The organism is Caballeronia grimmiae, from assembly GCF_000698555.1.
Lineage (GTDB): Bacteria > Pseudomonadota > Gammaproteobacteria > Burkholderiales > Burkholderiaceae > Caballeronia > Caballeronia grimmiae.
This window is the reverse complement of the sequence record NZ_JFHE01000013.1, coordinates 43,745-66,005: the sequence shown is the minus strand read 5'-3', so window position 1 is coordinate 66,005 and position 22,261 is coordinate 43,745. Positions and strand designations below refer to the sequence as shown.

Sequence of the window (22,261 nt, the reverse complement as noted above, 5' to 3'; positions counted from 1 at the left end):
TGCGATGACCGGACACACCTACATCGACGAACACGGCGGCGCGTTTGCGCCGATCGAAACGATCATTCCTCATCGCGGCACGATGCTGCTCGTGGACGAAGTGGCCGCGTGCAGCGACGCTGCGCTCACCGCGCTTGCGACCGTGCGCGCCGACGCGTGGTACGCCGACGAACACGGCGCGATGCCCGCGTGGATCGGCATCGAGCTGATGGCGCAGGCCGTGGCCGCGCACGTCGCGCTGATCGCGATGCGTGCCGGCGGCCGTGCGCGTCCCGGCGTGCTGCTCGGCACGCGCAGCTATACGGCCGATGTCAGCACGTTTGCGCGCGATGCGCGGCTCACCATCCGTGTGGAAGAAGTGCTGCGCAGCGAAGAGGGGCACGGCGCGTACGAATGCGCGATCGAGCACGACGGCGAGCGTTACGCGCAGGCCGTCATCAAGGTCTTTCAGCCACGCGATTTTCAGACATTCATCGAAGGGAGCATCAGTTCATGAGCCGGCGAGTCCTCGTAACTGGCGCAAGCCGCGGCATTGGCCGGGCGATTGCGTATCAACTGGCCGCCGACGGCTTCGCGGTCACCGTGCATTGCCGCACCGGACGCGCCGAAGCTGAAGCGGTGACGGCGGGCATCGCCGCGCAGGGCGGCTCGGCGCGCGTCGTGCAATTCGACGTGCGCGACCGCGCCGCGTGCCGTGAGGCGCTCGAAGCCGATGTCGCCGCGCACGGCGCGTATTACGGCATCGTGTGCAGCGCGGGCGTGACGCGCGATGCCGCGTTTCCCGCATTGACCGACGACGACTGGGACGTCGTGATCGAAACGGGTCTCGACGCGTTCTACAACGTGATCCATCCGCTGACCATGCCGATGGTGCGCGCGAAGCAGGGCGGCCGCATCGTGACGATCGCGTCGGTGTCGGGCGTGATCGGCAATCGCGGACAGGTGAACTACAGCGCGGCGAAAGCCGGCTTGATCGGCGCGACCAAGGCGCTCGCCGTTGAACTCGCATCGCGCAACATCACGGCGAACTGCGTGGCGCCGGGGCTGATCGAAACGGGCATGCTCGACGACGTTTCCGTCGATCATGCGCTGAAGACGGTGCCGATGAATCGCGTCGGCCAGCCGGGCGAAGTGGCCGCCGTCGTCAGCTTCCTGATGTCGGATGCGGCTTCCTATGTGACGCGCCAGGTGATCGGCGTGAACGGCGGGATGATCTGATGAAGCGCGTCGTCGTTACGGGGATGGGCGGCGTCACGGCGCTCGGCAATTGCTGGGATGAAATCGAAGCCGCGCTCAAGAGCGGCCGCAACGCGGTGCGCCGCATGCCGGAATGGGACTTCTTCGCAGGGCTTCATACGCGCCTCGCGTGTCCGCTGCCCGCCTTCGAGCAGCCCTCCGAGTGGCCGCGCAAGAAGACACGGTCGATGGGCATCGTGTCGATGTACGCGGTGCGCGCGAGCGAACTGGCGCTGGCGGACGCGGGCTTGACGGGCGACACGTCCATCAGCGACGGACGCATGGGTGTCGCGTATGGATCGTCGTCCGGCTCGGTCGAGCCGATCCGCGCGTTCGGCACGATGCTCCGAACCGGTTCGATGACCGATGTCACATCGAACAGCTACGTGCAGATGATGCCGCACACGACTGCCGTGAACGTCGGCCTCTTCTGGGACCTGAAGGGCCGCATTCTGCCGACCTCGTCCGCGTGCGCGTCGGGCAGTCAGGCGATCGGCTTCGCGTATGAAGCCATCGCGTCGGGCAAGCAGACGATGATGCTCGCGGGCGGCGCCGAAGAGTTGTCGGGTCCGGCCGTCGCCGTGTTCGACACGCTCTATGCGACGAGCACGCGCAACGACGAGCCGGGTCTCACGCCGCGTCCGTTCGATGCCAGGCGCGACGGTCTCGTCGTCGGTGAAGGCGCGGCGACGCTGGTCCTCGAAGAGTACGAGCACGCCGTGGCGCGCGGCGCGACGATCCACGCGGAGATCGCCGGATTCGGCTGCAACTCGGACGGCGCGCACATGACGCAGCCGACCGCGAGCACGATGGCGCGCGCCATGCAGCTCGCGTTGCAAGACGCGCGGCTCGATCCGCGAGCCATTGCCTATGTGAACGCGCACGGCACGTCGACGGATCGCGGCGACGTCGCGGAGAGTCACGCAACCGCGCAGACGTTCGGCGAGCGCGTGCCGATCAGCTCGCTCAAAAGCTACGTCGGACACACGCTCGGCGCATGCGGCGCGCTCGAAGCGTGGTGGACCATCGAGATGATGAAGCGCAACTGGTACGCGCCGACACTCAATCTCACCGAAGTCGACGCCGCGTGTGCGCCGCTCGATTACATCACGGGCGAGGCACGCGCGATCGACGCCGAATACGTGATGAGCAACAACTTCGCGTTCGGCGGCATCAATACGTCGCTCATCTTCCGGCGCGTCCGATGATTAAGGCGCAAGGCATGCAGCGCGTCGTCGTCACGGGCATGGGCATCGTTTCGTGTCTCGGCAATACGCTCGATACAGTGAGCGCCGCGTTGAAGGCGGGGCGCTCGGGCCTAACGCGCATCGACGCGTGGCGCGAGCGCGGATTCGGTTCGCAGGTGGCGGCGGTGGCGTCGGTGGCGAATGAGCCGCCCTTCGATCGCAAGCTGGAACGCTTCATGGGCGAGACCGCGCGCTTCGCGTGTCACGCTGCACGCAAGGCCATCGACGATGCGCGGCTCGGCGACGACATGCTGCGCTGGCCGAAAGCCGGTGCGGTGATCGGCTCGGGCGTCGGCGCGATGGCCGAATACGACGCGGCGATGGGCATCGCAGTGACGCGCGGCATCGAAAGAACGCCGCCGTACACGGTTCCCAAGGCGATGAGCAGCACCGCGTCCGCGAATGTCGCGCAGGCGTTCGGCATCGAGGGCGTCGCGTATTCGCCATCGTCGGCATGCACGACATCCGCGCTCGCCATCGGGCAGGCGATGCAACTGGTTCAGACGGGACGCCAGCAGATCGTGCTCGCGGGCGGCAGCGAAGCGCTGCACGACAACATGACGCTGATGTTCGACGCGATGCACGCGTTGTCGCGCGGCTTCAACGATACGCCGCGGCAAGCCTCGCGTCCTTACGACACCGCCCGCGACGGTTTTGTGATCGGTTCGGGTGCGGGCGTGCTGGTGCTTGAAGCGCTCGATCATGCGCTCGCACGCGGCGCGCGCATCTACGCGGAACTCACGGGTTTCGGGCAAAGCACGGATGGCGCGGGCATGGTGTCGCCGCATGCGGACGGCATCGCGCGTGCAATGCGCATGGCGCTCGACGAAGCGGGCGCGTTGCCCGGCTACATCAACACGCACGCCCCTTCGACGCCGCTCGGCGACGCGGAAGAACTGCGCGCGTTGCAGTCGGTGTTCGGCGCGGACGTACCGCCGTTTTCGTCGACGAAAGGACTGACCGGGCATCCGCTCGGCGCGAGCGGCGTGCACGAGGCGATCTACACGTTGCTGATGATGCGCGACGGGTTCATCGCGGCAACGGGAGAGCGTAGCGCGTTCGAACCGCTTGCCGAGCGCATGCCGCTCGTGCGCGAGACACGCGAGGCGCAAATCGGGCGCGCGATGTCGGTGTCGTTCGGCTTCGGCGGCAGTTCCGCGAGCCTCGTGTTCGAAAAGTTTCAGCCGTTGCCCGTCGGAGAATCACGGGCGCATCCCTTGCAATAACCAGAAGCGAAACCGCACTATGAAAACAAGAATCGTCCTCGCGATGATGGCCGGCGTGCTGATCACGCAAGCCGGCTGCACAACGAAAATCCGCTCGCTGCCGATGCCTGCCGCGCTGCAGACGCAAAAGCCGAACGACGTCGCGGTGTATTTCGGCGATCAGAAGCACGCGAACGTCAAGACGATGTTCGGCAGCAAGGAAGCAGCGGTGCGCGTGGCCCGCACGATGGACGGTCAGGAAGCGACCTGCAATATCGCGCTCGGCAAGGCGCTCGACCAGTTGCGCGACTATGCACGCGAGCAGCATGCCGATGCGGTCATCAATGTCACGACGCGCTTTCAGCACACGCAGACCACGTCAGCGAACGAGTTCGTCTGTGGCGCGAGCAACAACGGATCGACGCTTGCCGTGCGCGGTCATGTCGTGAAGCTGGACGTCGAATAATCAAATCACCGGGAACATGACCACCATGAAGCGTCTTTTCATTTGTGCGGCAGCCGTTGCAGCGCTCTTCTCGTCGCAAGCGTTCGCGCGCAATACGATCAGGACCTATCCTGTCGCGCCCGCTCTGGTTAGCGAACCCGACAAGGTCGGCAAGGACATTCCGCTGTATTTCGCGGGGCAAGCGCATCCGCGGGTCGTGAAATCGCTCGGCGAATTCGCGACCAACAAGAAGACCAACGCGTTCGGCAAGAGCGACGAGGACGCGTGCCAGCACGTATTCCTCTCGGCTGTAAGGGAATTGCAGGAGCGCGCACGCAAGGAAGGCGGCAACGCGGTCATCAATATCAAGAGCAACTACGAGAACGTGGAGCGCGAGAGCGCGACCCAGTTCACGTGCGGCGCGGGCGCTGTGGTTGCAGGCGTCGCGTTGAAAGGTGAAGTGGTGAAGCTGAAAGACTGAGGTTGAAGCGCGAAGCGGCGCGTGCCTCGATGCACGCGCCGCCTTAACCCGTGCGCTGCTCAGGCGGTTTTTCGCGCGACGACGTTGACGAGCGTTTCACGCCGCTTGCCGGGCTTCGGCACGTAGAGGCCGATGCGCTCCAGCAGCCCGAAGTCTTTCGCGCGGCTCCACCACAGATACGGCAGGGAGACGTTGTGCGGCCCGAAGTCGAAGCCGCCCTTGCGGATCATGTCGAGATAGCCGTCGGCACTCTTTTGCACTTGCATCGGATGACGAAACAGCAGCCGGATGACCCACGACTTGATGTACGCATCCGTCGATTCCGCGAACATCAGCACGCCGCCCGGCTTGAGCACGCGGCGGAACTCGGCGAGCGCGCGTTCCTGTTCGACGAGGTGATGAAACGTCTGGTGACAGAAGACGACGTCGGCGCTTGCGTCCGGCAGCGGCAGGTTCGCGCAGTCGCCGTGAAGCAGTTCGATCTTCGTCGCCGCGGTTTCCGGACGATGCGCGCAGGCCTGCGCAGATTTGGCCGCAAGCGCGAGCGATGGCTCGTGGAAGTCGATGCCCACGATGCGCTGCGGCTTGAACGCTTGCGCAAGCAGACGGAACGAAATGCCCTGACCGCAGCCGACATCGACGATCACGGGCGCGGCGGGCAACGGAGCGTCGATGAGGCGTTTGAGGTCGTCGATCGCGACACGCAGAACATGATGTTCCCACGTGTGCGTGCGTAAGAACCAGACGCCGAAAGAAGTCTCGGGCACGAACGGCACATTGGATGATTCGGTGAACTGCACGATTGGATTCGGTATAGAAGTGTCTTGAAGTTTTGATGCATGGTCCGCGTGTGATTGTAATCGCTGGTGCGTGAATCATGTGTCTTGTTCGCAATACGTTGCCGTGTGCAGCGAGGAAATTTGAAATGAGTCAAGAAAGTTCGGTGAAGACAAACGTCGATGTAGCCATCATCGGCGCGGGGCCATCGGGTGCGGTGGCTGCCGCGCTGTTGCGAAAAGCGGGTCGCTCGGTGCTCGTGCTCGAACGCCAGCTTTTCCCGCGTTTTTCGATCGGCGAGAGCCTGTTGCCGCAAAGCATGGCGTATCTGGAAGAAGCGGGGATGCTGCGCGCAGTCGTGGAAGCGGGCTTTCAGTACAAGAATGGCGCGCAATTCGTGTATCGGGATAAGGCGTCGGCCTACGACTTCCGAGACAAGCACTCGGAAGGATGGGGCACGACGTATCAGGTCGAGCGCGCGGTGTTCGACGATCTGCTGATTCGCTGCGCGGCCGAACAGGGCGCGGACGTCCGCTTCGGGCATACCGTGCTCGCCATGAAAACGGGCGATGCGCCCGTGCTCGATGTCGTCGACGAGGCCGGTGCGCAGTATCAGGTTCACGCGCGCTTCGTACTCGACGCGAGCGGTTTCGGCCGCGTGCTGCCGCGCCTCCTGAACCTCGAAGCGCCGACGCGCATGCCGACGCGCGCCGCCATCTTCACGCATGTGCGCGACGGCATTCCGGTCGAAGCTCACGATCGCAACAAGATCACGGTGGCGGTGCATCCCGAGCATCGCGACGTGTGGTACTGGATGATTCCGCTGGCGAACGGGCGGTCGTCCGTGGGATGCGTGGCGCAAGCGGCGTTTCTGGACGTGGACGAAGCCGAGCGCGAGCAGAAGCTCCGCTCGCTGATCCAGAGTGAGCCCAACCTGAACCGGTTGATCGGCAATGCGCCTTTCCTGATGCCGGTTCGGCATATCGGCGGTTACTCGGCGAACGTCGAGAAACTGCATGGCGCGGGCTATGCGCTGCTCGGCAATGCGGGCGAGTTTCTCGATCCGGTGTTCTCGTCGGGCGTGACGATCGCTTTGCGGTCCGCGCATCTGGCGGTTCAGGCGCTCAAGCGTCAACTGAATGGCGATGTCATCGACTGGAACAAGGAATACGACGCGCCTTTGCGCAAAGGCATCGATACGTTCCGTGCGTTCGTGGAGCGCTGGTATTCGGGCAAGCTGCCGGACATCATCTTTGCGCCGGATCAGACGCCGGTCATCCGACGCATGGTCAGCTCCGTGCTGGCCGGTTATGCGTGGGACGAAACGAATCCCTACGTCGCCGATGCCGCGCGTCGGCTCGACACCCTGCATGAAGCGTGCATGCAGCGAGGCTGACGACGCTCGTCCGCCGCTCGCATCATTCGATGCGGCGCGGACGATTGCCGCTGCATGAGTCCGCTGCTTTAGCGGATGTCATGTTCAAGGCTGCGCGTGCCGCGCCGCGTCCTCGATGACTGCTGCTACCTGCCGCGGACGCGACTCGTACACGGAATGACTCGCGCCCGGAATCACGGTCGTGTGGCTATGCGCCCGCTCGTAATACCAGCGTTCGAGATCGGGATTGATGATCTTGTCGCCACCCGCGACGATGCCCCAGCTCGGCTTCGACGTCCACGCCGCAGCGGTCAACGGCGTCGAGAACACATCCGCGGCCGTCGGCATCTGCGCATGTGCTTCGAACCTGGCTTTGGCCGGTGCAAGATCGGCCGCGAAGTCTTTCGGGAATACAGCGGGATTGAGGTACGTGTAGCCATCGGCGGTTTTCTCGATGGCGCCGGATTGCATCGACGTATAACTCGGCATGCGTTTGCCGAGCGCGCTTTCGTCCTCACCGACGGCGGGCGCGTGCGCCGCGACATAAACCAGCCCGACGACGTTCGGATGCACGCCGGCTTCGGTAATCACCGAGCCGCCATAACTATGACCGACGAGTATCGTCGGGCCGTCCTGCGCGTCGAGCACGCGGCGGGCGGCCGCCACATCGCCGGCAAGGGACGTCAACGGTTCCTGCACCACGCTGACGTGATACCCGTCCTTCACGAGGATGTCGTAGACCGGCTTCCAGCCGGAGCCATCGACCCACGCGCCGTGGACGAGAACGATATTCCTGACCGGCGCAGATGAAGGCGCGGAAACCGGCGCGGCGGCGAGCGCGGATGAAGCAAAACCAGCGGCAACCGCGAGCGCGATGGCGGCATGCGAGAGAGATTTCACGAGACACTCCGTCAACGGATACAAGCGCTTGAAAAAGCGGCGGGCGGGCCAGGCCGCCCGGCCGCGACGATCAACTGCCGAAGTAGGGCGTGCAGAAGTCAGCCGGTCCGACGCAGGTCGATTGCATCGACGTGCGCGCCGGCGCACCCGACGACGTGCGCTGCTGCACGCCGCCGAAACCGCCGTTCGTTTGTTCGGCGGCGATTTTCGCTTCGGCGGCCTGGATGTCGTCGGGATAGTGCGGATCGCTCGCAACCGCCGGGTTGTAACCCGCTTGCTCGACGCGCACCAGATCCGCGCGGACCTCGGCGCGGGTGAGGGGACCATTCGACTGTGCGAAGCTCAAAGCGGGCGCGGCGAGGGCGCTGACGGCAACAGCGAGGGAAACGAGGATCTTCTTCATGATTGACACTCCTTGGATGGATTGAATGACCGGGATGCGGCTCTGAAGCGCCTGTATGCAGTGCATCAGGCGGTGCTTCGTGCGGCTGACCGTGTCATCGATGCAGCCGTGAGTGAAATGTAGTCGGGCGTGGCTGGCCGGCCCATCGTACGAAGGCGCGCGAGCAGGCACGCTGGCGTTGGTTTCGCGTGTACTTTCGGATGACCGGGCATGCATTCGACAGGCGCGCGGATGACGCTCATCGAACGCAAGGCCAGCCGCCATAGGCCGGCCGCATGACGCCGTCATACCAAGGTATGAACCGCGCTCGGGGCGGCGCACGACCTATACGCACATATGATTTTCGGCGCTCGCCACCCTCGCTAAGATGGCATCACACGAGCGGACCCGCATGACCGGACCGCGCCGACAGCCTATGATCGAGGACACGCGCTTGACCTTCCCTTTCCTGGTCTCAGTCATCGACGACGACGAATCCGTTCGCGCCGCCACGTCGAGCCTGCTGCGCTCGCTCGGCTGGGAAGTGCATCTGTACCCGTCTGCGGAATCATTTCTGGAATCCGGGCATTTCGACCAAGTTGCGTGCATCATCAGCGACGTGCAGATGCCCGGCATGACCGGCTTGCAGTTGCAGCAGAGGCTGCGCGAGCTGGGTCTCGCGTTGCCGATCATCTTCATCACCGCGTTCGCATCGGATGCGGTGCGCAGGCAGGCGCTCGACGGCGGCGCGCTATGCTTTCTCGGCAAGCCGGTGGACGGCGCCGTCGTGTCCGAATGCCTGAGTACGTTGCAGCGAACGTTCGATCCCGGCGCCCAGTGAGCGCACGCATCCGTCAAGCCAACGCCATTTCGACTGCCCATGCATAAACCGCTTAGTCCGGCCGATTCGCGCGGCCAACCAAACGAGTCTGTCAGTCCCTTGCGCCCCGAGGTGCGAATCGCATGGGCGCTCGCCGGCGCTCTTGCTCTCACGGTTTTTCTGATCGACGCGCTCACGCCGCTCGACATCGCGATCGCCGTGTTTTACGTGGTCGTCGTGCTGCTCGTCGCGTCGTCGGGCGGGCGCACGGCAACGGTCTGCGCGGCATGGGGCTGCGTGCTCCTGACGCTCGCGGGCTTCGCCCTCTCTCACGACGACTCGGTGTCGACCGGCGCGATCGCCCGTTGCGCGGTGAGCCTGCTCGCGATCGCGACGACTTCCTATCTCGCGTTGAGGAACCAGACCGCGACGGCCGACCTGCGCGAGCAAGTCGAGGAGCGTAAGCAGGCGGAACGGGCGCTCGAACGCACCGAAGCGTTTCTGCTCGATGCGCAGCGCCTGAGCCGCACCGCGAGCATCGCCACGCGTTTGCCCGAAGGCACGATGTGGTGGTCCGACGAGGCCTATCGCATCTTCGATTACACGCGCGACGTGACGCCATCCATCGACGCGATTCTCGCGCGCACGCATCCCGACGATCTCGCGCTCGTGCGCAACGCATACGAAAACGAGAAGGGCGGTGCGCCGGTGATCGACGTCGAACATCGGCTGCGGATGCCCGACGGCGCCATCAAGCACGTGCACTACGTCGCACATGTGGTGCAGCGAAGCGGCGAGCTGGAGTATGCCGGCGCGCTGATGGATATCACCGAGACGACGCTTGCGCAGGAAGCGCTCGCGCGCTCGACGGCGGAGCTCGCGCACGTAACGCGCATCTCGATGCTCGGCGAACTGGCGGCGTCGATCGCGCATGAAACGACGCAGCCGATCGCGGCCATCGTCACATGCGGCGATGCGGCGTTGCGCTGGCTGAACCGGCCGCAGCCGGATCTCGCGGAAGCGAAGCAGTCGATCACGCAGATGATCCGCGATGCGAAACGCGCGAGCGACGTGATCCAGCGCATCCGCGCGATGGCGAAGAAACACGAGGGGCCCGCCGCGAGGTTCGCGCTGAACGGAACCGTCGAAGAGGCGCTCGAACTGGTGCGCGGCGAACTCGACCGTCACAGCGTGGCGGTGCGTGTGCAGCTTGCGGAGCCATCGCCTGCGGTATGCGGCGATCGGGTCCAGTTGCAGCAGGTGCTCATCAACGTCATCATGAACGGCACGCAGGCGATGGCTGGCCAGAACGCGCCGCGGCGCCTGCACATTGCCACGCGAATGTTCGACGATAATCATGCGCATGTGATCGTCGAGGATTCGGGTCCGGGCATCGGCGAGGAAAGCGCGGGGCGCATATTCAACGCCTTCTTCACGACCAAGGCGGATGGCATGGGCATGGGGCTTTCGATCTGCCGGTCGATCGTCGAGGCGCATGGCGGCCGCATCTGGGCGGAAGGCGCCGCGCAAGGCGGTGCGTCGTTGCAGTTCATTCTGCCCGTCGATAGGGAGACATGTGATGAGCAGCCGGCTGGATAACGCCGCGAGCAACGCGATGGTCTACGTCGTCGACGATGACGACTCCATGCGCGATGCCGTCGGCATGTTATTGCGTTCCGTGGGACTCGACGTGCGGACCTTCGCATCGGCGCAAGAGTTTCTCGCGTGCGAGATGCCGGACGTGCCGAGCTGTCTGATCCTCGACGTGCGCCTGAGAGGGCAAAGCGGGCTGGCGGTGCAGGAGCAGATCGCGGCGAGCGAACTGGGCGTGCCGATTGTTTTCATGACCGCGCACGGCGATATCGCGATGACGGTCAAGGCGATGAAGGCCGGCGCGCAGGACTTTCTCGCCAAGCCGTTTCGCGACCAGGACATGCTCGATGCCGTCGCCAACGCGCTCGCCCGCGACGAAGAACGGCGCAAGTCGCGGCGCTCCGTCGCCGATCTGCGGGTGTGCTACGGATCGCTGACGCCGCGCGAACGCGAAGTGATGGCGTTCGTCGTGGCGGGAATGATGAACAAGCAGATCGCGTCCGAAATGAACCTCAGTGAGATCACGGTCAAGATTCATCGCGGACAGGCGATGAAGAAAATGCAGGCCCGGTCGCTTGCGGATCTGGTTCGCAAGGCGGAGGCGTTGGGCGTCGGGCCGAATCAGGGTTGACGGGATGCGGGGCGTCATTGCGGGATGCAGCCCGCTGCTGTCGTCGATCAATCGCCCGGTACGCCGCGTGCTACTGTTCGCCGCCAGCGCGAAGCAGATGCACTGGCGCGTGCTCGCAATCTATGCCCTAAGACTCAGCGCAATACGTAGGCGTAAGGCGGCGCGAATAGGCCAGCAGCGGCCGCTCATAGCGCGCGAGCATAACCAATCGCCAACGCGCACGTTGCATTGACGCGCTCGCGTCACGTGCGACTTGCTGCATCGCCAGCAGATCTCAGTCCGACTCCAAACGCACCAAACATATCGCTTCCACAACGGCCATCGAGTCCGTTTACACGATTTTTATATCTCCGCTTCATCTCTTCTCAAGTCCTTTACGCCCCTTCTCGTACGCTCCAGCCTGTCTTGAACTGCTTCGAAGGAGAACACGGCAATGGACTTGCTCTACCTCGCCGGCATCGTCCTCGTCTGGGGACTGTGCGCGGCACTCACGAGCGGCTGCGAGCGATTGAGCCGCCGCACGACAGGAGGCCATCCATGAACGCGTGGATGATCTGGCTGGCAAGCGCCTCCGCGCTGCTGCTTTTCGCGTACCTCGTGTACGCGCTGCTTCGTGCGGAGGACCTCGAATGAGCACCAATGCGATAGTGCAGATGACCGTGTTCATCGTCGCGCTGATCGGCCTGGCGATTCCTCTTGGACGCTACATGGCCAGCGTGCTCGACGGATCATCGGTCGTCGTGCGCAAGTTCAGCCGCCCCTTGGAGTCGCTGTTGTATCGGCTTGCCGGCGTCGATCCCGGCGTCGAAATGTCGTGGAAACACTATGCGCTCGCCGTGATGCTGTTCAATGTGCTCGGCGCGCTGGTGCTCTACGGCATCCTGCGTCTGCAAGGCATGCTGCCGGCGAATCCGCAGGGAATGGCCGGCATGACGCCCGATGCGGCGTTCAATACCGCCGTGAGCTTCGTTACCAACACGAACTGGCAGGACTACGGCGGCGAAAGCACGCTCGGCTATCTGGCGCAGATGCTCGGGCTGACCGTGCAGAACTTCGTCTCGGCGGCCACCGGCATCGCGGTCGTGACTGCGCTGATACGCGGCTTCAAGCGTCACGGCATGCAGACCATCGGCAACTTCTGGGTCGATCTCACACGCACCACGCTCTTTATCCTCGCGCCGCTTGCGGTGATCTTCGCGCTCGTTTTCGTGAGCCAGGGGGCGATTCAGAACTTCAGGGCCTATCAGGACGTGCCGACGCTGCAAGTCACCACGTATCAGGCGCCGCAGACGGACGCCGAGGGTCACGCGATGAAGGACGCGGCGGGCAGCCCGGTGATGCAGGACATCAAGGTCGACAAGCAGACCTTGCCGATGGGCCCGGTCGCATCGCAGGAAGCCATCAAGATGCTCGGCACCAACGGCGGCGGCTTCTTCAATGCGAACTCGGCGCATCCGTTCGAGAACCCGACGCCGCTCTCCAACTTCCTGCAGATGCTCGCCATGCTGATCATCCCGGCTGCGCTATGCGTCGTGTTCGGGCGCACGGTCGGCGACGCGCGGCAAGGCTACGCGGTGCTCGCGGCGATGACCATCGCGTTCGCCGTGGCTTGCGGAAGCGAGATCGCGTCGGAGCAGGCCGGCAATCCCGTCTATGCATCGCTCAAGGTCGATACCCAGGCGTCCGCGCTGCAGGCGGGCGGCAACATGGAAGGCAAGGAGACGCGCTTCGGCATCGCGCAGTCGGGCATCTTCACGGTGGCGACGACGGCCGCTTCGTGCGGCGCGGTCAACGGCATGCACGATTCGCTCACGCCGCTCGGCGGCCTCGTGCCGATGCTGCTGATCCAGCTCGGCGAGGTGATTTTCGGCGGCGTCGGCTCGGGTCTTTACGGCATGCTCGCATTCGCCCTGCTCGCGGTGTTCGTCGCCGGACTGATGATCGGCCGCACGCCCGAGTACGTCGGCAAGAAGGTCGAGTCGTTCGAGATGAAGATGGTGTCCATCGTGATTCTGCTGACGCCGCTGCTGGTGCTGGCGGGGACGTCCATCGCCGTGCTGACGGCGGCGGGGAAGGCCGGCATCGCCAATCCCGGCGCACACGGTTTCTCCGAAGTGCTGTATGCGTTCAGCTCCGCGGCCAACAACAACGGCAGCGCGTTTGCCGGTCTCTCGGTGAACACGCCTTTCTACAACGTGCTGCTCGGCATCGCGATGTGGTTCGGACGCTTCGGCACGCTCATTCCGATTCTCGCCATCGCAGGGTCGCTCGCGGCCAAGAAGCGCCTCGCGGTCACAGCGGGCACGCTGCCCACGCATGGACCGCTGTTCGTGGTGCTGCTGCTCGGCACGCTGCTTCTGGTCGGCGCGCTGACCTACATTCCCGCGCTCGCGCTCGGACCGATCGTCGAGCACATCACGATGGTCCACGGCCACTGATTTCGAGGACAGCATGACTCAACAGACGCAAACGCCGCTGCACGCTCCCGGCCAATCGGGGCGCGTGCGGACGGCCGCTCTTTCGATGTTCGATCCGGCGCTGCTGAAGCCGGCGATCGTCGATTCGTTCCGGAAGCTCGCCCCGCGCACGCAGTTGCGCAACCCCGTCATGTTCTGCGTGTACGTGGGCAGCATCCTGACCACCGTGTTGTGGATCGCCGCGCTCGCCGGCCAGGCGGAGTCGTCCGCCGGTTTCATCCTGGCGATCGCGCTGTGGCTCTGGTTCACGGTGCTTTTCGCCAACTTCGCCGAGGCGCTCGCGGAAGGGCGCTCGAAGGCGCAGGCCGCGTCGCTGCGCAGCGCCAAGCACAACGTCATGGCGAAGAAGCTGAACGAGCCGCATCCGAAGTCGCCCATCCGCATTACGACATCGACCGACCTGGTCAAGGGCGATGTCGTGCTGGTCGAATCGGGCGACGTGATTCCCGCCGATGGCGATGTCATCGAGGGTGTCGCTTCCGTCGACGAATCCGCGATTACCGGCGAGTCTGCGCCGGTCATCCGCGAGTCGGGCGGCGACTTCTCCTCGGTGACGGGCGGCACGCGCGTGCTGTCCGACTGGATCGTCGTGCGCGTCACGGTGAATCCCGGCGAAGCGTTTCTCGACCGCATGATCGCGATGGTCGAAGGCGCGAAGCGGCAAAAGACGCCCAACGAGATCGCGCTGACGATCCTGCTGGTCGCGCTGACCCTCGTGCTGCTACTCGCGACGGCCACGCTGCTGCCGTTCTCGATGTTCTCGGTTGAGGCGGCGGGGCAAGGGCATGTCGTGACGATCACGGCGCTGGTCGCGCTGCTCGTCTGCCTCATCCCGACGACGATCGGCGGGCTGCTGTCGGCGATCGGCGTCGCGGGCATGAGCCGCATGATGCAGGCGAACGTGATCGCCACCTCGGGCCGCGCGGTGGAAGCCGCGGGCGACGTCGATGTGCTGCTGCTCGACAAGACCGGCACGATCACGCTGGGCAATCGCCAGGCGTCGGCGTTCACCGCCGCGCCGGGCGTGGACGAACGCGATCTCGCGGACGCGGCCCAGCTTGCGTCGCTCGCGGACGAAACGCCGGAAGGCCGCAGCATCGTCGTGCTGGCGAAGCAGAAGTTCGGCATTCGCGAGCGCGACATGGCGACGCTTCACGCGACGTTTCTCGCGTTCACCGCGCAGACGCGCATGAGCGGCGTCGATCTGTCGCCCGGCAAGGCGTTCTCCGGCGCGCCGGACCGCGAAATCCGCAAGGGCGCGGCCGATGCCGTGAAGAAATACGTCGAGCAGCATGGCGGGCGCTTCCCGCAGGAAGTGCAGCATGCGGTCGATGACGTGGCGCGTCGCGGCAGCACGCCGCTGGTGGTAGCCGAGCACAGCGAAGGCAAAGCGCGCGCGCTGGGTGTGATCGAACTGAAGGACATCGTGAAGGGCGGCATCCGCGAGCGTTTCGCCGAGCTGCGCAAGATGGGCATCAAGACGGTGATGGTCACCGGCGACAACGGCCTGACCGCAGCGGCCATCGCGGCGGAAGCGGGCGTGGACGGCTTTCTCGCGGAGGCCACGCCCGAGACCAAGCTCGCCACGATCCGCGCGCATCAGTCGGAAGGGCGGCTCGTCGCGATGACCGGCGACGGCACCAACGACGCCCCCGCGCTCGCACAGGCCGATGTCGCGGTGGCGATGAATACCGGCACACAGGCCGCGAAGGAAGCGGGCAACATGGTCGATCTGGATTCGAACCCGACGAAGCTGATAGAGATCGTCGAGATCGGCAAGCAGATGTTGATGACGCGCGGCGCGCTGACGACGTTCTCCATCGCCAACGACGTGGCCAAGTACTTCGCGATCATCCCGGCGGCGTTCGCGACGACCTATCCGCAATTGCGCATGCTCGACGTGATGCATCTCGCGTCGCCGTCGTCGGCGATTCTGTCGGCGGTGATCTTCAACGCGCTCATCATCGTGTTCCTGATTCCGCTTGCGCTAAAGGGCGTGAAGTATCGCGCGCTGGGGGCGGCGTCGCTGTTGCGCCGGAACCTGCTGGTCTACGGGCTGGGCGGGATCGTCCTGCCGTTCCCGTTCATCAAGCTGATCGACATGGCCATTTCGGCGCTCGGCTGGCATTGAGCCGGGCATCACTTCAAAGGATAGCGACATCATGAAAAGCCTTCTTCGTCCGGCGCTGGTACTGTTCCTCGCGCTGACAGTCGTGACCGGGCTGATTTATCCCGCAGTCGTCACCGCGATCAGCCAGGCCGCATTCGCGCATCAGGCCAACGGCAGCCTCATCGAGCGCGACGGCAAGACGGCCGGCTCGGAAATCATCGGACAGCAGTTCGACGCGCCGCGATACTTCTGGGGGCGGCTCTCGGCGACGACGCCGAATCCGTACAACGCGGGCAGTTCGGGCGGCTCCAACCTCGGCCCGACCAATCCGGCGCTCGCCAGCGAGATGAAGGCCCGCATCGATGCGCTGCGCGCCGCCGATCCCGACAACGCGACGCCGCCGCCCGTCGATCTCGTCACTTCGTCCGGCAGCGGCCTCGATCCCGACATCAGTCCGGCTGCGGCGGCGTATCAGGTGACGCGGGTGGCGAAGGCGCGCGGCATGACCGTGCCCGAGGTCGAGGCGCTCGTCGCGCAAGCCACGGCGGGACGCCAGTTCGGGATCATTGGCGAGCCACGGGTGAATGTGCTAAAGCTCAATCTTGCGCTGGATGCCGCCAGACCGTGAACGCACCTTGACCATCACAAGCCATGACGATGACCCGCCCCGATCCCGATGACTTGCTCGACAAGCTCCAGCGCGAAGAGCAAGAGCGCCGGCGCGGGCGCCTGAAACTGTTCTTCGGCGCATCGGCGGGCGTGGGCAAGACCTACGCGATGCTGCAGGCCGCGCGCCGGGCGCAGGCTGACGGGCGCGATGTCGTCGTCGGCGTGGTCGAAACGCATGGCCGCCAGGAAACGCTTGCGCTGCTCGACGGCCTCGAAACCTTGCCGCTTGCGCGCATCGACTATCGCGGAAAGGTGCTGACGGAGTTCGATCTCGACGCCGCCCTCGCGCGCAAACCGCAACTGCTGCTCGTCGACGAGCTCGCGCATACGAACGTCAAGGGCGCGCGTCACACGAAACGCTGGCAGGACGTGCAAGAACTGCTGGACGCGGGCATCGACGTGTATACGACCGTCAACGTGCAGCATCTGGAAAGCATGAACGACGTGGTCGGGCGCATCACCGGCATTCGCGTGTGGGAGACGGTGCCTGATCGCGTGTTCGATCGCGCTGACGAAGTGACGCTCGTCGATCTGCCGCCCGAGGAACTGCTGGACCGCCTGCGCAACGGCAAGGTGTATATGCCGACACAGGCCGAGAGCGCGGTGCGCAACTTCTTCCGCAAGGGCAATCTGATCGCGCTGCGCGAACTCGCCTTGCGCCGCACGGCGGACCGTGTCGATGGACAGATGCGTGAGTACCGCGCCGACCGGTCGATCGAACGAATCTGGCGCGCACGCGAACGGCTGATCGCCTGCGTGGGGCCGGGGCCGCAAAGCGCGGCGCTGGTCCGCACGGCGGCGCGTCTTGCAGCCGCGCTGAAGTCCGACTGGCTCGCGGTCTATGTCGAGACGCCCGCGCTTGAGCGGCTTTCCGACGATGCGCGCGCCCGCACGCTCGATGCCCTCAAGCTCGCCTCCGAACTCGGCGCGGAAACGGTCACGCTCGCGGGCGCCGATGCCGCCACCACGCTCATCGACTATGCGCGCATGCGCAACGTGTCGAAGCTGGTGGCGGGCGTGTCATCGACGCAAGGCTGGCGGCGCTATTTCACGCGATCCGTGAGCGAACGCATCGTCCGGCAGGCCGCGGATATCGACGTGACGCTGGTGCCGGCGGGCATCCGCGAAGGCCAGCCGCAGCCGTCGCGTTCGTTCGCCGCGCTTCAGAAGGACATGCGTTCGCCGCCGCGCGCCTATGGTTTCGCTCTCGCGATCGGTGCGGGCATTTCGCTCGTCGCAAGCGTGCTCGCCTCTCATCAGTTCGCGCTGACGAATCTGGTGATGCTCTATCTGCTGGGCGTGATATTCGCTGCGGTGCGGCTGGGGCGCGGGCCGGGCGTGTTGCTGTCGTTCGTGTCGGTCGCTGCTTTCGATTATTTCTTCGTCGCGCCGGTGATGTCGTTCACTGTGAGCGACACGCAGTACCTGCTGACCTTCGCGGTCATGCTGCTGACGTCGCTCACGATCAGCCATTTGACGTCGAGTCTGCGGCGCGAGGCGCGCGTCGCATCGCTGCGCGAACGGCGCACCGGCGCGATGTACGCGATGACCCGAGAGCTTGCCGCTGCGCTGATGACCGAGCAGATCATCGAGATCGCCATGCGGCACATCGCGGACGTCTTTCACGCGAAGACGCTCATTCTTCTTCCCGACAGCGCCGAGAAGGTCCAGCAGAAAGTAATCGACCCGGACAAAGACGTCATGCTCGATGCATCGAGCGTCGATCTGGCCGTCGCGCAATGGGTCTACGATCAGCAAAAGCCGGCCGGCTCCGGCACCGACACTTTGCCTGCCGCCGATGCGCTCTATCTTCCGCTCAGGGCGCCGTTGCGCACGCGCGGCGTCCTCGCGTTCGTGAGCGAGCGCATGTCCGATCTCGACATACCGGAGCAGCGCCGGATGCTCGAGACTTTCGCCGCGCAGATCGCGCTTGCGCTCGAACGCGTCCATTACGTGGAGATCGCGCGGGATGCGCTGGTCAGCATGGAGTCGGAACGTCTGCGGAACTCGCTGCTGTCGGCGGTTTCGCACGATCTGCGCACGCCGCTGACGTCGATAGTCGGGTTCGCGTCCGTGCTGGAAGAGCAAGGCCGGACAGGGGGCATGCAAGCGCAAAATGCTCAGGAGATCGTCCAGTCGATTCACGAGGAAGCGCTGCGCATGAGCAGCGTCGTCACGAACCTGCTCGACATGGCGCGCCTGCAGTCGGGAACGGTTCGGCTCAACCGGCAATGGTTCATGCTCGAAGAGATCATCGGCGCGGCGCTGGCCACGATGCGGCGCACGCTCGAAGGGCGGCGTATCCGCGTGAGTATCGAGCCGGAACTGCCCTGGCTGCAACTCGACGCGGTCCTGATGGACCGGCTGCTCGTAAATCTGCTGGAGAACGCGGCGAAATACACGCCGCACGGCACGGACATCGAGATCGGCGCGAGAGCGGAACAGACTGCCGACGGGCGTCAGGTGCGCGTGTGGGTCGACGATCAAGGGCCGGGCGTCCCGATGGAAACGCAGGCGCAGCTCTTCGAGAAGTTCACGCGCGGCGAGAAGGAGTCGCCGCAAACGGGCGTCGGTCTGGGCCTTGCGATCTGCCGCGCGATCGTCGGAGCGCACGGGGGCGAGATCGGCGTGGAAAATCGTGAGGCCGGAGAACAGGTGGGCGGCGCGAGGTTCTGGTTCACGCTGCCCGCGAACGCAACGCCGCCGGATGTCGCGGAGGAACAGCCGTTGACTGGAGCCGCGACCGGGCAACAGGCGATGCCGCGCTCGCAGGTCCCGTAAAAAGCGGCACGCATTAGCGCGATTGCCCCGCTTGCGATTACGCCTCACCATTGAGTCACCGCGTCAACTTTCCGAGCGCCCGATGTCCGAATCCCCGAATACTGCGATCCTGATCGAAGACGAAAAGCAGATCCGCCGCTTCGTGCGCGTGTCGCTCGAAGCACATGGCATGACGGTCCACGAGGCGGAAACCGGGCAGCAAGGTCTGGTCGAAGCGGCAACGCGCAAGCCGGATATCGTGATAGTGGATCTCGGCCTGCCGGACATGGACGGCATCGACGTGATCCGCGAACTGCGCACATGGACCGCTGTGCCGGTCATCGTATTGTCGGCGCGCACGCAGGAAGATCAGAAAGTCGCCGCACTCGATGCCGGCGCAGACGATTACCTGACGAAGCCCTTCGGCGTATCGGAATTGATGGCGCGTATCCGTGCTCACTTGCGCCGGCGCGATCAGGCGGGCGCTAGGGAATCGGCGGCGGTGACGTTCGGCGATGTCACCGTCGAACTCGCGATGCGCCGCGTCACCAGGGCGGGCAACAGCGTGCATCTGACGCCGATCGAATATCGCCTGCTTGCCACGCTCGTGCGTCATGCGGGCCGCGTGTTGACGCACCGGCAACTGCTGCTGGAGGTCTGGGGGCCATCGCATGTGGAGAGTCCGCACTATCTGCGCATCTACATGGCTCACTTGCGCCAGAAACTCGAGCGCGATGGCGCTCAGCCGGAGCACATCGTGACGGAAACGGGAGTGGGATACCGGCTGGTCGGCGCGGTGTGAGGGATGCCGGCGCAAAACGACAGACTAGCCGGGCGACGCTCGATCGCGCCCGCCCGGACAGAGCTTTCGTTCACTGCATCGCGAGTTTCCTGATATGCATCAGCGCAAACAAGCTGACAATGGCCGCCGCGATGAGATAGAAACTCGGCGCAAGCTGATTTCCCGTCAAGCCGATGAGCGACGTGATGATGAACGGAGCGAAGCCGCCGAACACCGTGACCGACACGTTGTAACCGACGGACATGCCAGTCGTGCGGTTCTTCGTCGGGAACAGGTCGCTCAGCAACGCGGGCAGCGCACCGAAATAGGCGGCGTTGGCGACCCCGAAGAAAATCTGGACCCCGACTAACGCTCCGAATGTCGGGTGGTCGTGCAGCAGTCGAAACACGGGATACGCGCAGACGAGGAAGAACACGCCTGCCACCATCATGATTCGTGTCCTGCCGATACGGTCGGACAGGTGGCCGAAGAACGGCGCGCCGATCATCTGGATGACGCCCGTGGCGATGGTGGCTGTGAACGCAGCGGATGCCGGCAAGCCCAGTTGCTTCACCGCATACGTGGGCATGTACAGGATCAGGTACGTCGCTACGGTGCCCAGAACCACCGCTCCAATCGCCAATATGAGGCGCTGCCTTTGATCCGTGAAGGTATCGGCCAGCGGCGTTTTCGCCGTTCCTGTGCTGACGAACTCGGGCGTTTCGTCGATGTTCCGCCTGATGTAGTACGCAACGGGGCCGATGAACAGCCCGAAGAGAAACGGCAATCGCCATCCCCAGCTCAGGACTTGCTCGGGCGTGAGCGCCGTGGTGAGCCACGTTCCCGCCAAAGCTGCAAGCAGCGTAGTGAGTCCCTGACTGGCCGCTTGCCAGCTTGCAAAGAATCCACGGCGTTGACCACCGTGTTCGGCAAGAAATGCAGTCGCGCTGCCGAACTCGCCGCCGGCGGAGAAGCCTTGAATCATGCGAGCGAAGACGATTCCGACTGGCGCGAGGATGCCGATCGTCGCGTATGTCGGCATGACTGCGATAAGCAGGGTGCCAATCATCATCAAGAGAATCGACAGCGTCAATGCGGCTTTTCTGCCCGCCTTGTCCGCGTAGACGCCCAGCACGACCGCGCCGAGCGGGCGCATGAAGAACGAGACGCCGAACGTGCCTAGCGTTAGCAGCAAGGAGACAGTCTCGCTGCCGGCGGGGAAAAAGAGCTTGGATATCGTGACGGCAAAGAATCCGTAAATGACCAGGTCGAACCACTCGAGCGCATTGCCGATCGATGCAGCCACGATGATTCGCCACGCACGATGGCTCGGTGCGGTCTTTTCGAGCGAGAAGCCCGGTATATCGGTCATTCAGTCTCTCCTCTTTGCTATTGTGATGTGAACAGACGTGGCGCGCTCCGTGAGCGGAATCGTCACCGACGTTCAGGCGCATTATCGACTGGAAATAATCTTCAGGAACGGATTCGTTGCCGATAGTGAGGCGCGCGGCGTGATAGGCTCCACTGTCTTTCGGACACCGCAAACGGACCATTCGCGCGTCTGGCGATGCCGTCAGCGCCCTCGTCACGTTCGACTACGCATATACCCACGCGCTTGACGCATACGCGCCTGCAGCGCACGCACGACAAGGATAATCACGCTTTGATCAAGGCAATTCTGTGGGACATGGATGGCACGCTCATCGAGAGCGAGTCACTGCATCTGGCCACGCTCGTCGAGGCGCTGGCGCAACACGGGGTGGAAGCGGGCGATGAACTGCATCCGCTCGTCTTCGGCAAGACCGGCCGCGAAGTGCATGCGCTCGTGCGTGAACGCTTCGGGCTGTCGGTCGACTTCAGCGAATGGTCGGCGTTCCGTGCGCGGGCGTATCTGAACGGCGCGCCACGGCTCGTGCCTCGTCCCGGCGCGCTCGAGGTGTATCGCAAGGCGAAGGCGGCGGGCATGACGCAGGCGATCGTATCGAATGCGTCGCGCATGTTGCTCGAAGCGAACCTGCGCTCGCTGGGCATCGAAGATCCTTCGCTCATCACGGTGAGCGTCAATGACGTGCGTCACGGCAAGCCGAGTCCGGAGCCGTACGAACGCGCTGCGTGGCTGCTGCGTCTCGCGCCCGAAGAGGTCGTTGCTGTCGAAGATAGCCCGACCGGTGCGGGCGGCGCGATCGCGGCCAACATGCGGGTAATCGGCTGGCCCGTCGATGACGTTGCCGCCGCGCTCTTTCCGCCCGAAGCGCACATCGTGCGTTCGCCGGACGAACTGGCGGCGGAGCTTGGTTTGAACGCAATCCCGCTGTCGAAGTTACCGGAGATGGACAGGTAACCGAACTATCGCGAGCCTTCTCCCCCATAGC

21 protein-coding genes are annotated in these 22,261 nt (G+C 64.5%); 17 read left to right on the top strand and 4 right to left on the bottom strand.

From position 1 onward, the window contains the following. Positions 1-4 precede the first annotated feature (4 nt). From BG57_RS15595 to BG57_RS15570, 6 genes are read left to right on the top strand one after another with little or no spacing between them, the layout of a single operon-like run. Positions 5-496 (top strand): hotdog family protein, encoded by a 492-nt coding sequence (locus BG57_RS15595; protein ID WP_052005845.1) that lies wholly within the window; start codon positions 5-7, stop codon positions 494-496. Next, entirely contained in the window at positions 493-1,218 is a 726-nt protein-coding gene (locus tag BG57_RS15590; RefSeq protein ID WP_035965974.1) for a 3-ketoacyl-ACP reductase FabG2, read from the top strand. Before BG57_RS15595 ends, BG57_RS15590 begins: the two co-directional genes overlap by 4 nt. After that, positions 1,218-2,444: a beta-ketoacyl-ACP synthase gene (locus BG57_RS15585; RefSeq protein WP_035965970.1), complete on the top strand. Its 1,227-nt coding sequence runs from the start codon at positions 1,218-1,220 to the stop codon at positions 2,442-2,444. The genes BG57_RS15590 and BG57_RS15585 overlap by 1 nt, the downstream gene beginning before the upstream one ends. Beyond that, on the top strand, positions 2,441-3,709 hold the full coding sequence (locus BG57_RS15580; RefSeq protein WP_052005838.1) for a beta-ketoacyl synthase N-terminal-like domain-containing protein: 1,269 nt from the start codon (positions 2,441-2,443) through the stop codon (positions 3,707-3,709). Before BG57_RS15585 ends, BG57_RS15580 begins: the two co-directional genes overlap by 4 nt. Positions 3,710-3,728: 19 nt before the next feature. After that, positions 3,729-4,154: a hypothetical protein gene (locus tag BG57_RS15575; protein ID WP_035965967.1), complete on the top strand. Its 426-nt coding sequence runs from the start codon at positions 3,729-3,731 to the stop codon at positions 4,152-4,154. 25 nt (positions 4,155-4,179) lie between these two features. Further along, complete coding sequence (locus BG57_RS15570) at positions 4,180-4,614, top strand: YbjQ family protein (RefSeq protein ID WP_035966104.1); 435 nt, start codon at positions 4,180-4,182, stop codon at positions 4,612-4,614. A 59-nt stretch (positions 4,615-4,673) separates the two neighbouring features. Here BG57_RS15570 and BG57_RS15565 read toward each other — a convergent pair whose 3' ends face one another. Then, positions 4,674-5,414 (bottom strand): class I SAM-dependent methyltransferase, encoded by a 741-nt coding sequence (locus tag BG57_RS15565; protein WP_035965964.1) that lies wholly within the window; start codon positions 5,412-5,414, stop codon positions 4,674-4,676. 125 nt (positions 5,415-5,539) lie between these two features. On the opposite strand from BG57_RS15565, the gene BG57_RS15560 reads away from it, so the two are divergent. Next, positions 5,540-6,787 (top strand): NAD(P)/FAD-dependent oxidoreductase, encoded by a 1,248-nt coding sequence (locus BG57_RS15560; RefSeq protein ID WP_035965960.1) that lies wholly within the window; start codon positions 5,540-5,542, stop codon positions 6,785-6,787. 84 nt (positions 6,788-6,871) lie between these two features. Here BG57_RS15560 and BG57_RS15555 read toward each other — a convergent pair whose 3' ends face one another. Together BG57_RS15555 and BG57_RS15550 are read right to left on the bottom strand one after the other, a co-directional pair. Then, positions 6,872-7,666 (bottom strand): alpha/beta hydrolase, encoded by a 795-nt coding sequence (locus BG57_RS15555; protein WP_035966102.1) that lies wholly within the window; start codon positions 7,664-7,666, stop codon positions 6,872-6,874. A gap of 70 nt (positions 7,667-7,736) precedes the next feature. Then, positions 7,737-8,069 carry a DUF4148 domain-containing protein gene (locus tag BG57_RS15550; RefSeq protein ID WP_035966101.1) on the bottom strand — a complete coding sequence of 111 codons (333 nt, stop codon included), beginning with the start codon at positions 8,067-8,069 and terminating at the stop codon, positions 7,737-7,739. Between the two features lie 433 nt (positions 8,070-8,502). Here BG57_RS15550 and BG57_RS15545 point away from each other — a divergent pair, with 433 nt between their 5' ends. The 9 genes from BG57_RS15545 to kdpE all read left to right on the top strand — a co-directional run bounded on the left by BG57_RS15545 (position 8,503) and on the right by kdpE (position 19,910). Continuing rightward, a complete protein-coding gene (locus BG57_RS15545; protein WP_229753851.1) occupies positions 8,503-8,889 on the top strand; it encodes a response regulator transcription factor in 387 nt (128 codons plus the stop codon). Positions 8,890-8,988: 99 nt separating this feature from the next. After that, the gene (locus BG57_RS15540; RefSeq protein WP_479389481.1) at positions 8,989-10,467 is read left to right on the top strand and encodes a sensor histidine kinase; all 1,479 of its coding nucleotides are present in this window, start codon (positions 8,989-8,991) and stop codon (positions 10,465-10,467) included. Next, the gene (locus BG57_RS15535; RefSeq protein WP_035965957.1) at positions 10,448-11,092 is read left to right on the top strand and encodes a response regulator transcription factor; all 645 of its coding nucleotides are present in this window, start codon (positions 10,448-10,450) and stop codon (positions 11,090-11,092) included. The genes BG57_RS15540 and BG57_RS15535 overlap by 20 nt, the downstream gene beginning before the upstream one ends. A gap of 537 nt (positions 11,093-11,629) precedes the next feature. After that, on the top strand, positions 11,630-11,725 hold the full coding sequence (kdpF, locus tag BG57_RS15530; protein WP_035965954.1) for a K(+)-transporting ATPase subunit F: 96 nt from the start codon (positions 11,630-11,632) through the stop codon (positions 11,723-11,725). After that, entirely contained in the window at positions 11,722-13,530 is a 1,809-nt protein-coding gene (gene kdpA, locus BG57_RS15525; protein ID WP_035965949.1) for a potassium-transporting ATPase subunit KdpA, read from the top strand. The genes kdpF and kdpA overlap by 4 nt, the downstream gene beginning before the upstream one ends. Positions 13,531-13,615: 85 nt before the next feature. Then, entirely contained in the window at positions 13,616-15,700 is a 2,085-nt protein-coding gene (gene kdpB, locus BG57_RS15520) for a potassium-transporting ATPase subunit KdpB (protein ID WP_035966098.1), read from the top strand. A 31-nt stretch (positions 15,701-15,731) separates the two neighbouring features. Beyond that, entirely contained in the window at positions 15,732-16,307 is a 576-nt protein-coding gene (kdpC, locus tag BG57_RS15515; RefSeq protein ID WP_035965947.1) for a potassium-transporting ATPase subunit KdpC, read from the top strand. A 29-nt stretch (positions 16,308-16,336) separates the two neighbouring features. Continuing rightward, positions 16,337-19,129, top strand: a complete 2,793-nt coding sequence (locus BG57_RS15510; RefSeq protein WP_035966097.1) for a sensor histidine kinase — start codon at positions 16,337-16,339, stop codon at positions 19,127-19,129. 82 nt (positions 19,130-19,211) lie between these two features. After that, positions 19,212-19,910, top strand: a complete 699-nt coding sequence (gene kdpE, locus BG57_RS15505; protein WP_035965944.1) for a two-component system response regulator KdpE — start codon at positions 19,212-19,214, stop codon at positions 19,908-19,910. Between the two features lie 70 nt (positions 19,911-19,980). Here the strand turns inward: kdpE and BG57_RS15500 are convergent, their stop codons facing one another. Further along, complete coding sequence (locus tag BG57_RS15500) at positions 19,981-21,261, bottom strand: MFS transporter (RefSeq protein ID WP_035965942.1); 1,281 nt, start codon at positions 21,259-21,261, stop codon at positions 19,981-19,983. 291 nt (positions 21,262-21,552) lie between these two features. Here BG57_RS15500 and BG57_RS15495 point away from each other — a divergent pair, with 291 nt between their 5' ends. After that, a complete protein-coding gene (locus tag BG57_RS15495) occupies positions 21,553-22,230 on the top strand; it encodes an HAD family hydrolase (RefSeq protein ID WP_052005844.1) in 678 nt (225 codons plus the stop codon). The last annotated feature ends 31 nt before the right edge of the window (positions 22,231-22,261 follow it).

Coding starts and splice junctions, on each gene's coding strand:
- BG57_RS15595 (WP_052005845.1), top strand. CDS start 5: ATGACCGGACACACCTACATCGACGAACACGGCGGCGCGTTTGCGCCG.
- BG57_RS15590 (WP_035965974.1), top strand. CDS start 493: ATGAGCCGGCGAGTCCTCGTAACTGGCGCAAGCCGCGGCATTGGCCGG.
- BG57_RS15585 (WP_035965970.1), top strand. CDS start 1,218: ATGAAGCGCGTCGTCGTTACGGGGATGGGCGGCGTCACGGCGCTCGGC.
- BG57_RS15580 (WP_052005838.1), top strand. CDS start 2,441: ATGATTAAGGCGCAAGGCATGCAGCGCGTCGTCGTCACGGGCATGGGC.
- BG57_RS15575 (WP_035965967.1), top strand. CDS start 3,729: ATGAAAACAAGAATCGTCCTCGCGATGATGGCCGGCGTGCTGATCACG.
- BG57_RS15570 (WP_035966104.1), top strand. CDS start 4,180: ATGAAGCGTCTTTTCATTTGTGCGGCAGCCGTTGCAGCGCTCTTCTCG.
- BG57_RS15560 (WP_035965960.1), top strand. CDS start 5,540: ATGAGTCAAGAAAGTTCGGTGAAGACAAACGTCGATGTAGCCATCATC.
- BG57_RS15550 (WP_035966101.1), bottom strand. CDS start 8,069: ATGAAGAAGATCCTCGTTTCCCTCGCTGTTGCCGTCAGCGCCCTCGCC.
- BG57_RS15535 (WP_035965957.1), top strand. CDS start 10,448: ATGAGCAGCCGGCTGGATAACGCCGCGAGCAACGCGATGGTCTACGTC.
- kdpF (WP_035965954.1), top strand. CDS start 11,630: ATGAACGCGTGGATGATCTGGCTGGCAAGCGCCTCCGCGCTGCTGCTT.
- kdpA (WP_035965949.1), top strand. CDS start 11,722: ATGAGCACCAATGCGATAGTGCAGATGACCGTGTTCATCGTCGCGCTG.
- kdpB (WP_035966098.1), top strand. CDS start 13,616: ATGTTCGATCCGGCGCTGCTGAAGCCGGCGATCGTCGATTCGTTCCGG.
- kdpC (WP_035965947.1), top strand. CDS start 15,732: ATGAAAAGCCTTCTTCGTCCGGCGCTGGTACTGTTCCTCGCGCTGACA.
- BG57_RS15510 (WP_035966097.1), top strand. CDS start 16,337: ATGACCCGCCCCGATCCCGATGACTTGCTCGACAAGCTCCAGCGCGAA.
- kdpE (WP_035965944.1), top strand. CDS start 19,212: ATGTCCGAATCCCCGAATACTGCGATCCTGATCGAAGACGAAAAGCAG.
- BG57_RS15500 (WP_035965942.1), bottom strand. CDS start 21,261: ATGACCGATATACCGGGCTTCTCGCTCGAAAAGACCGCACCGAGCCAT.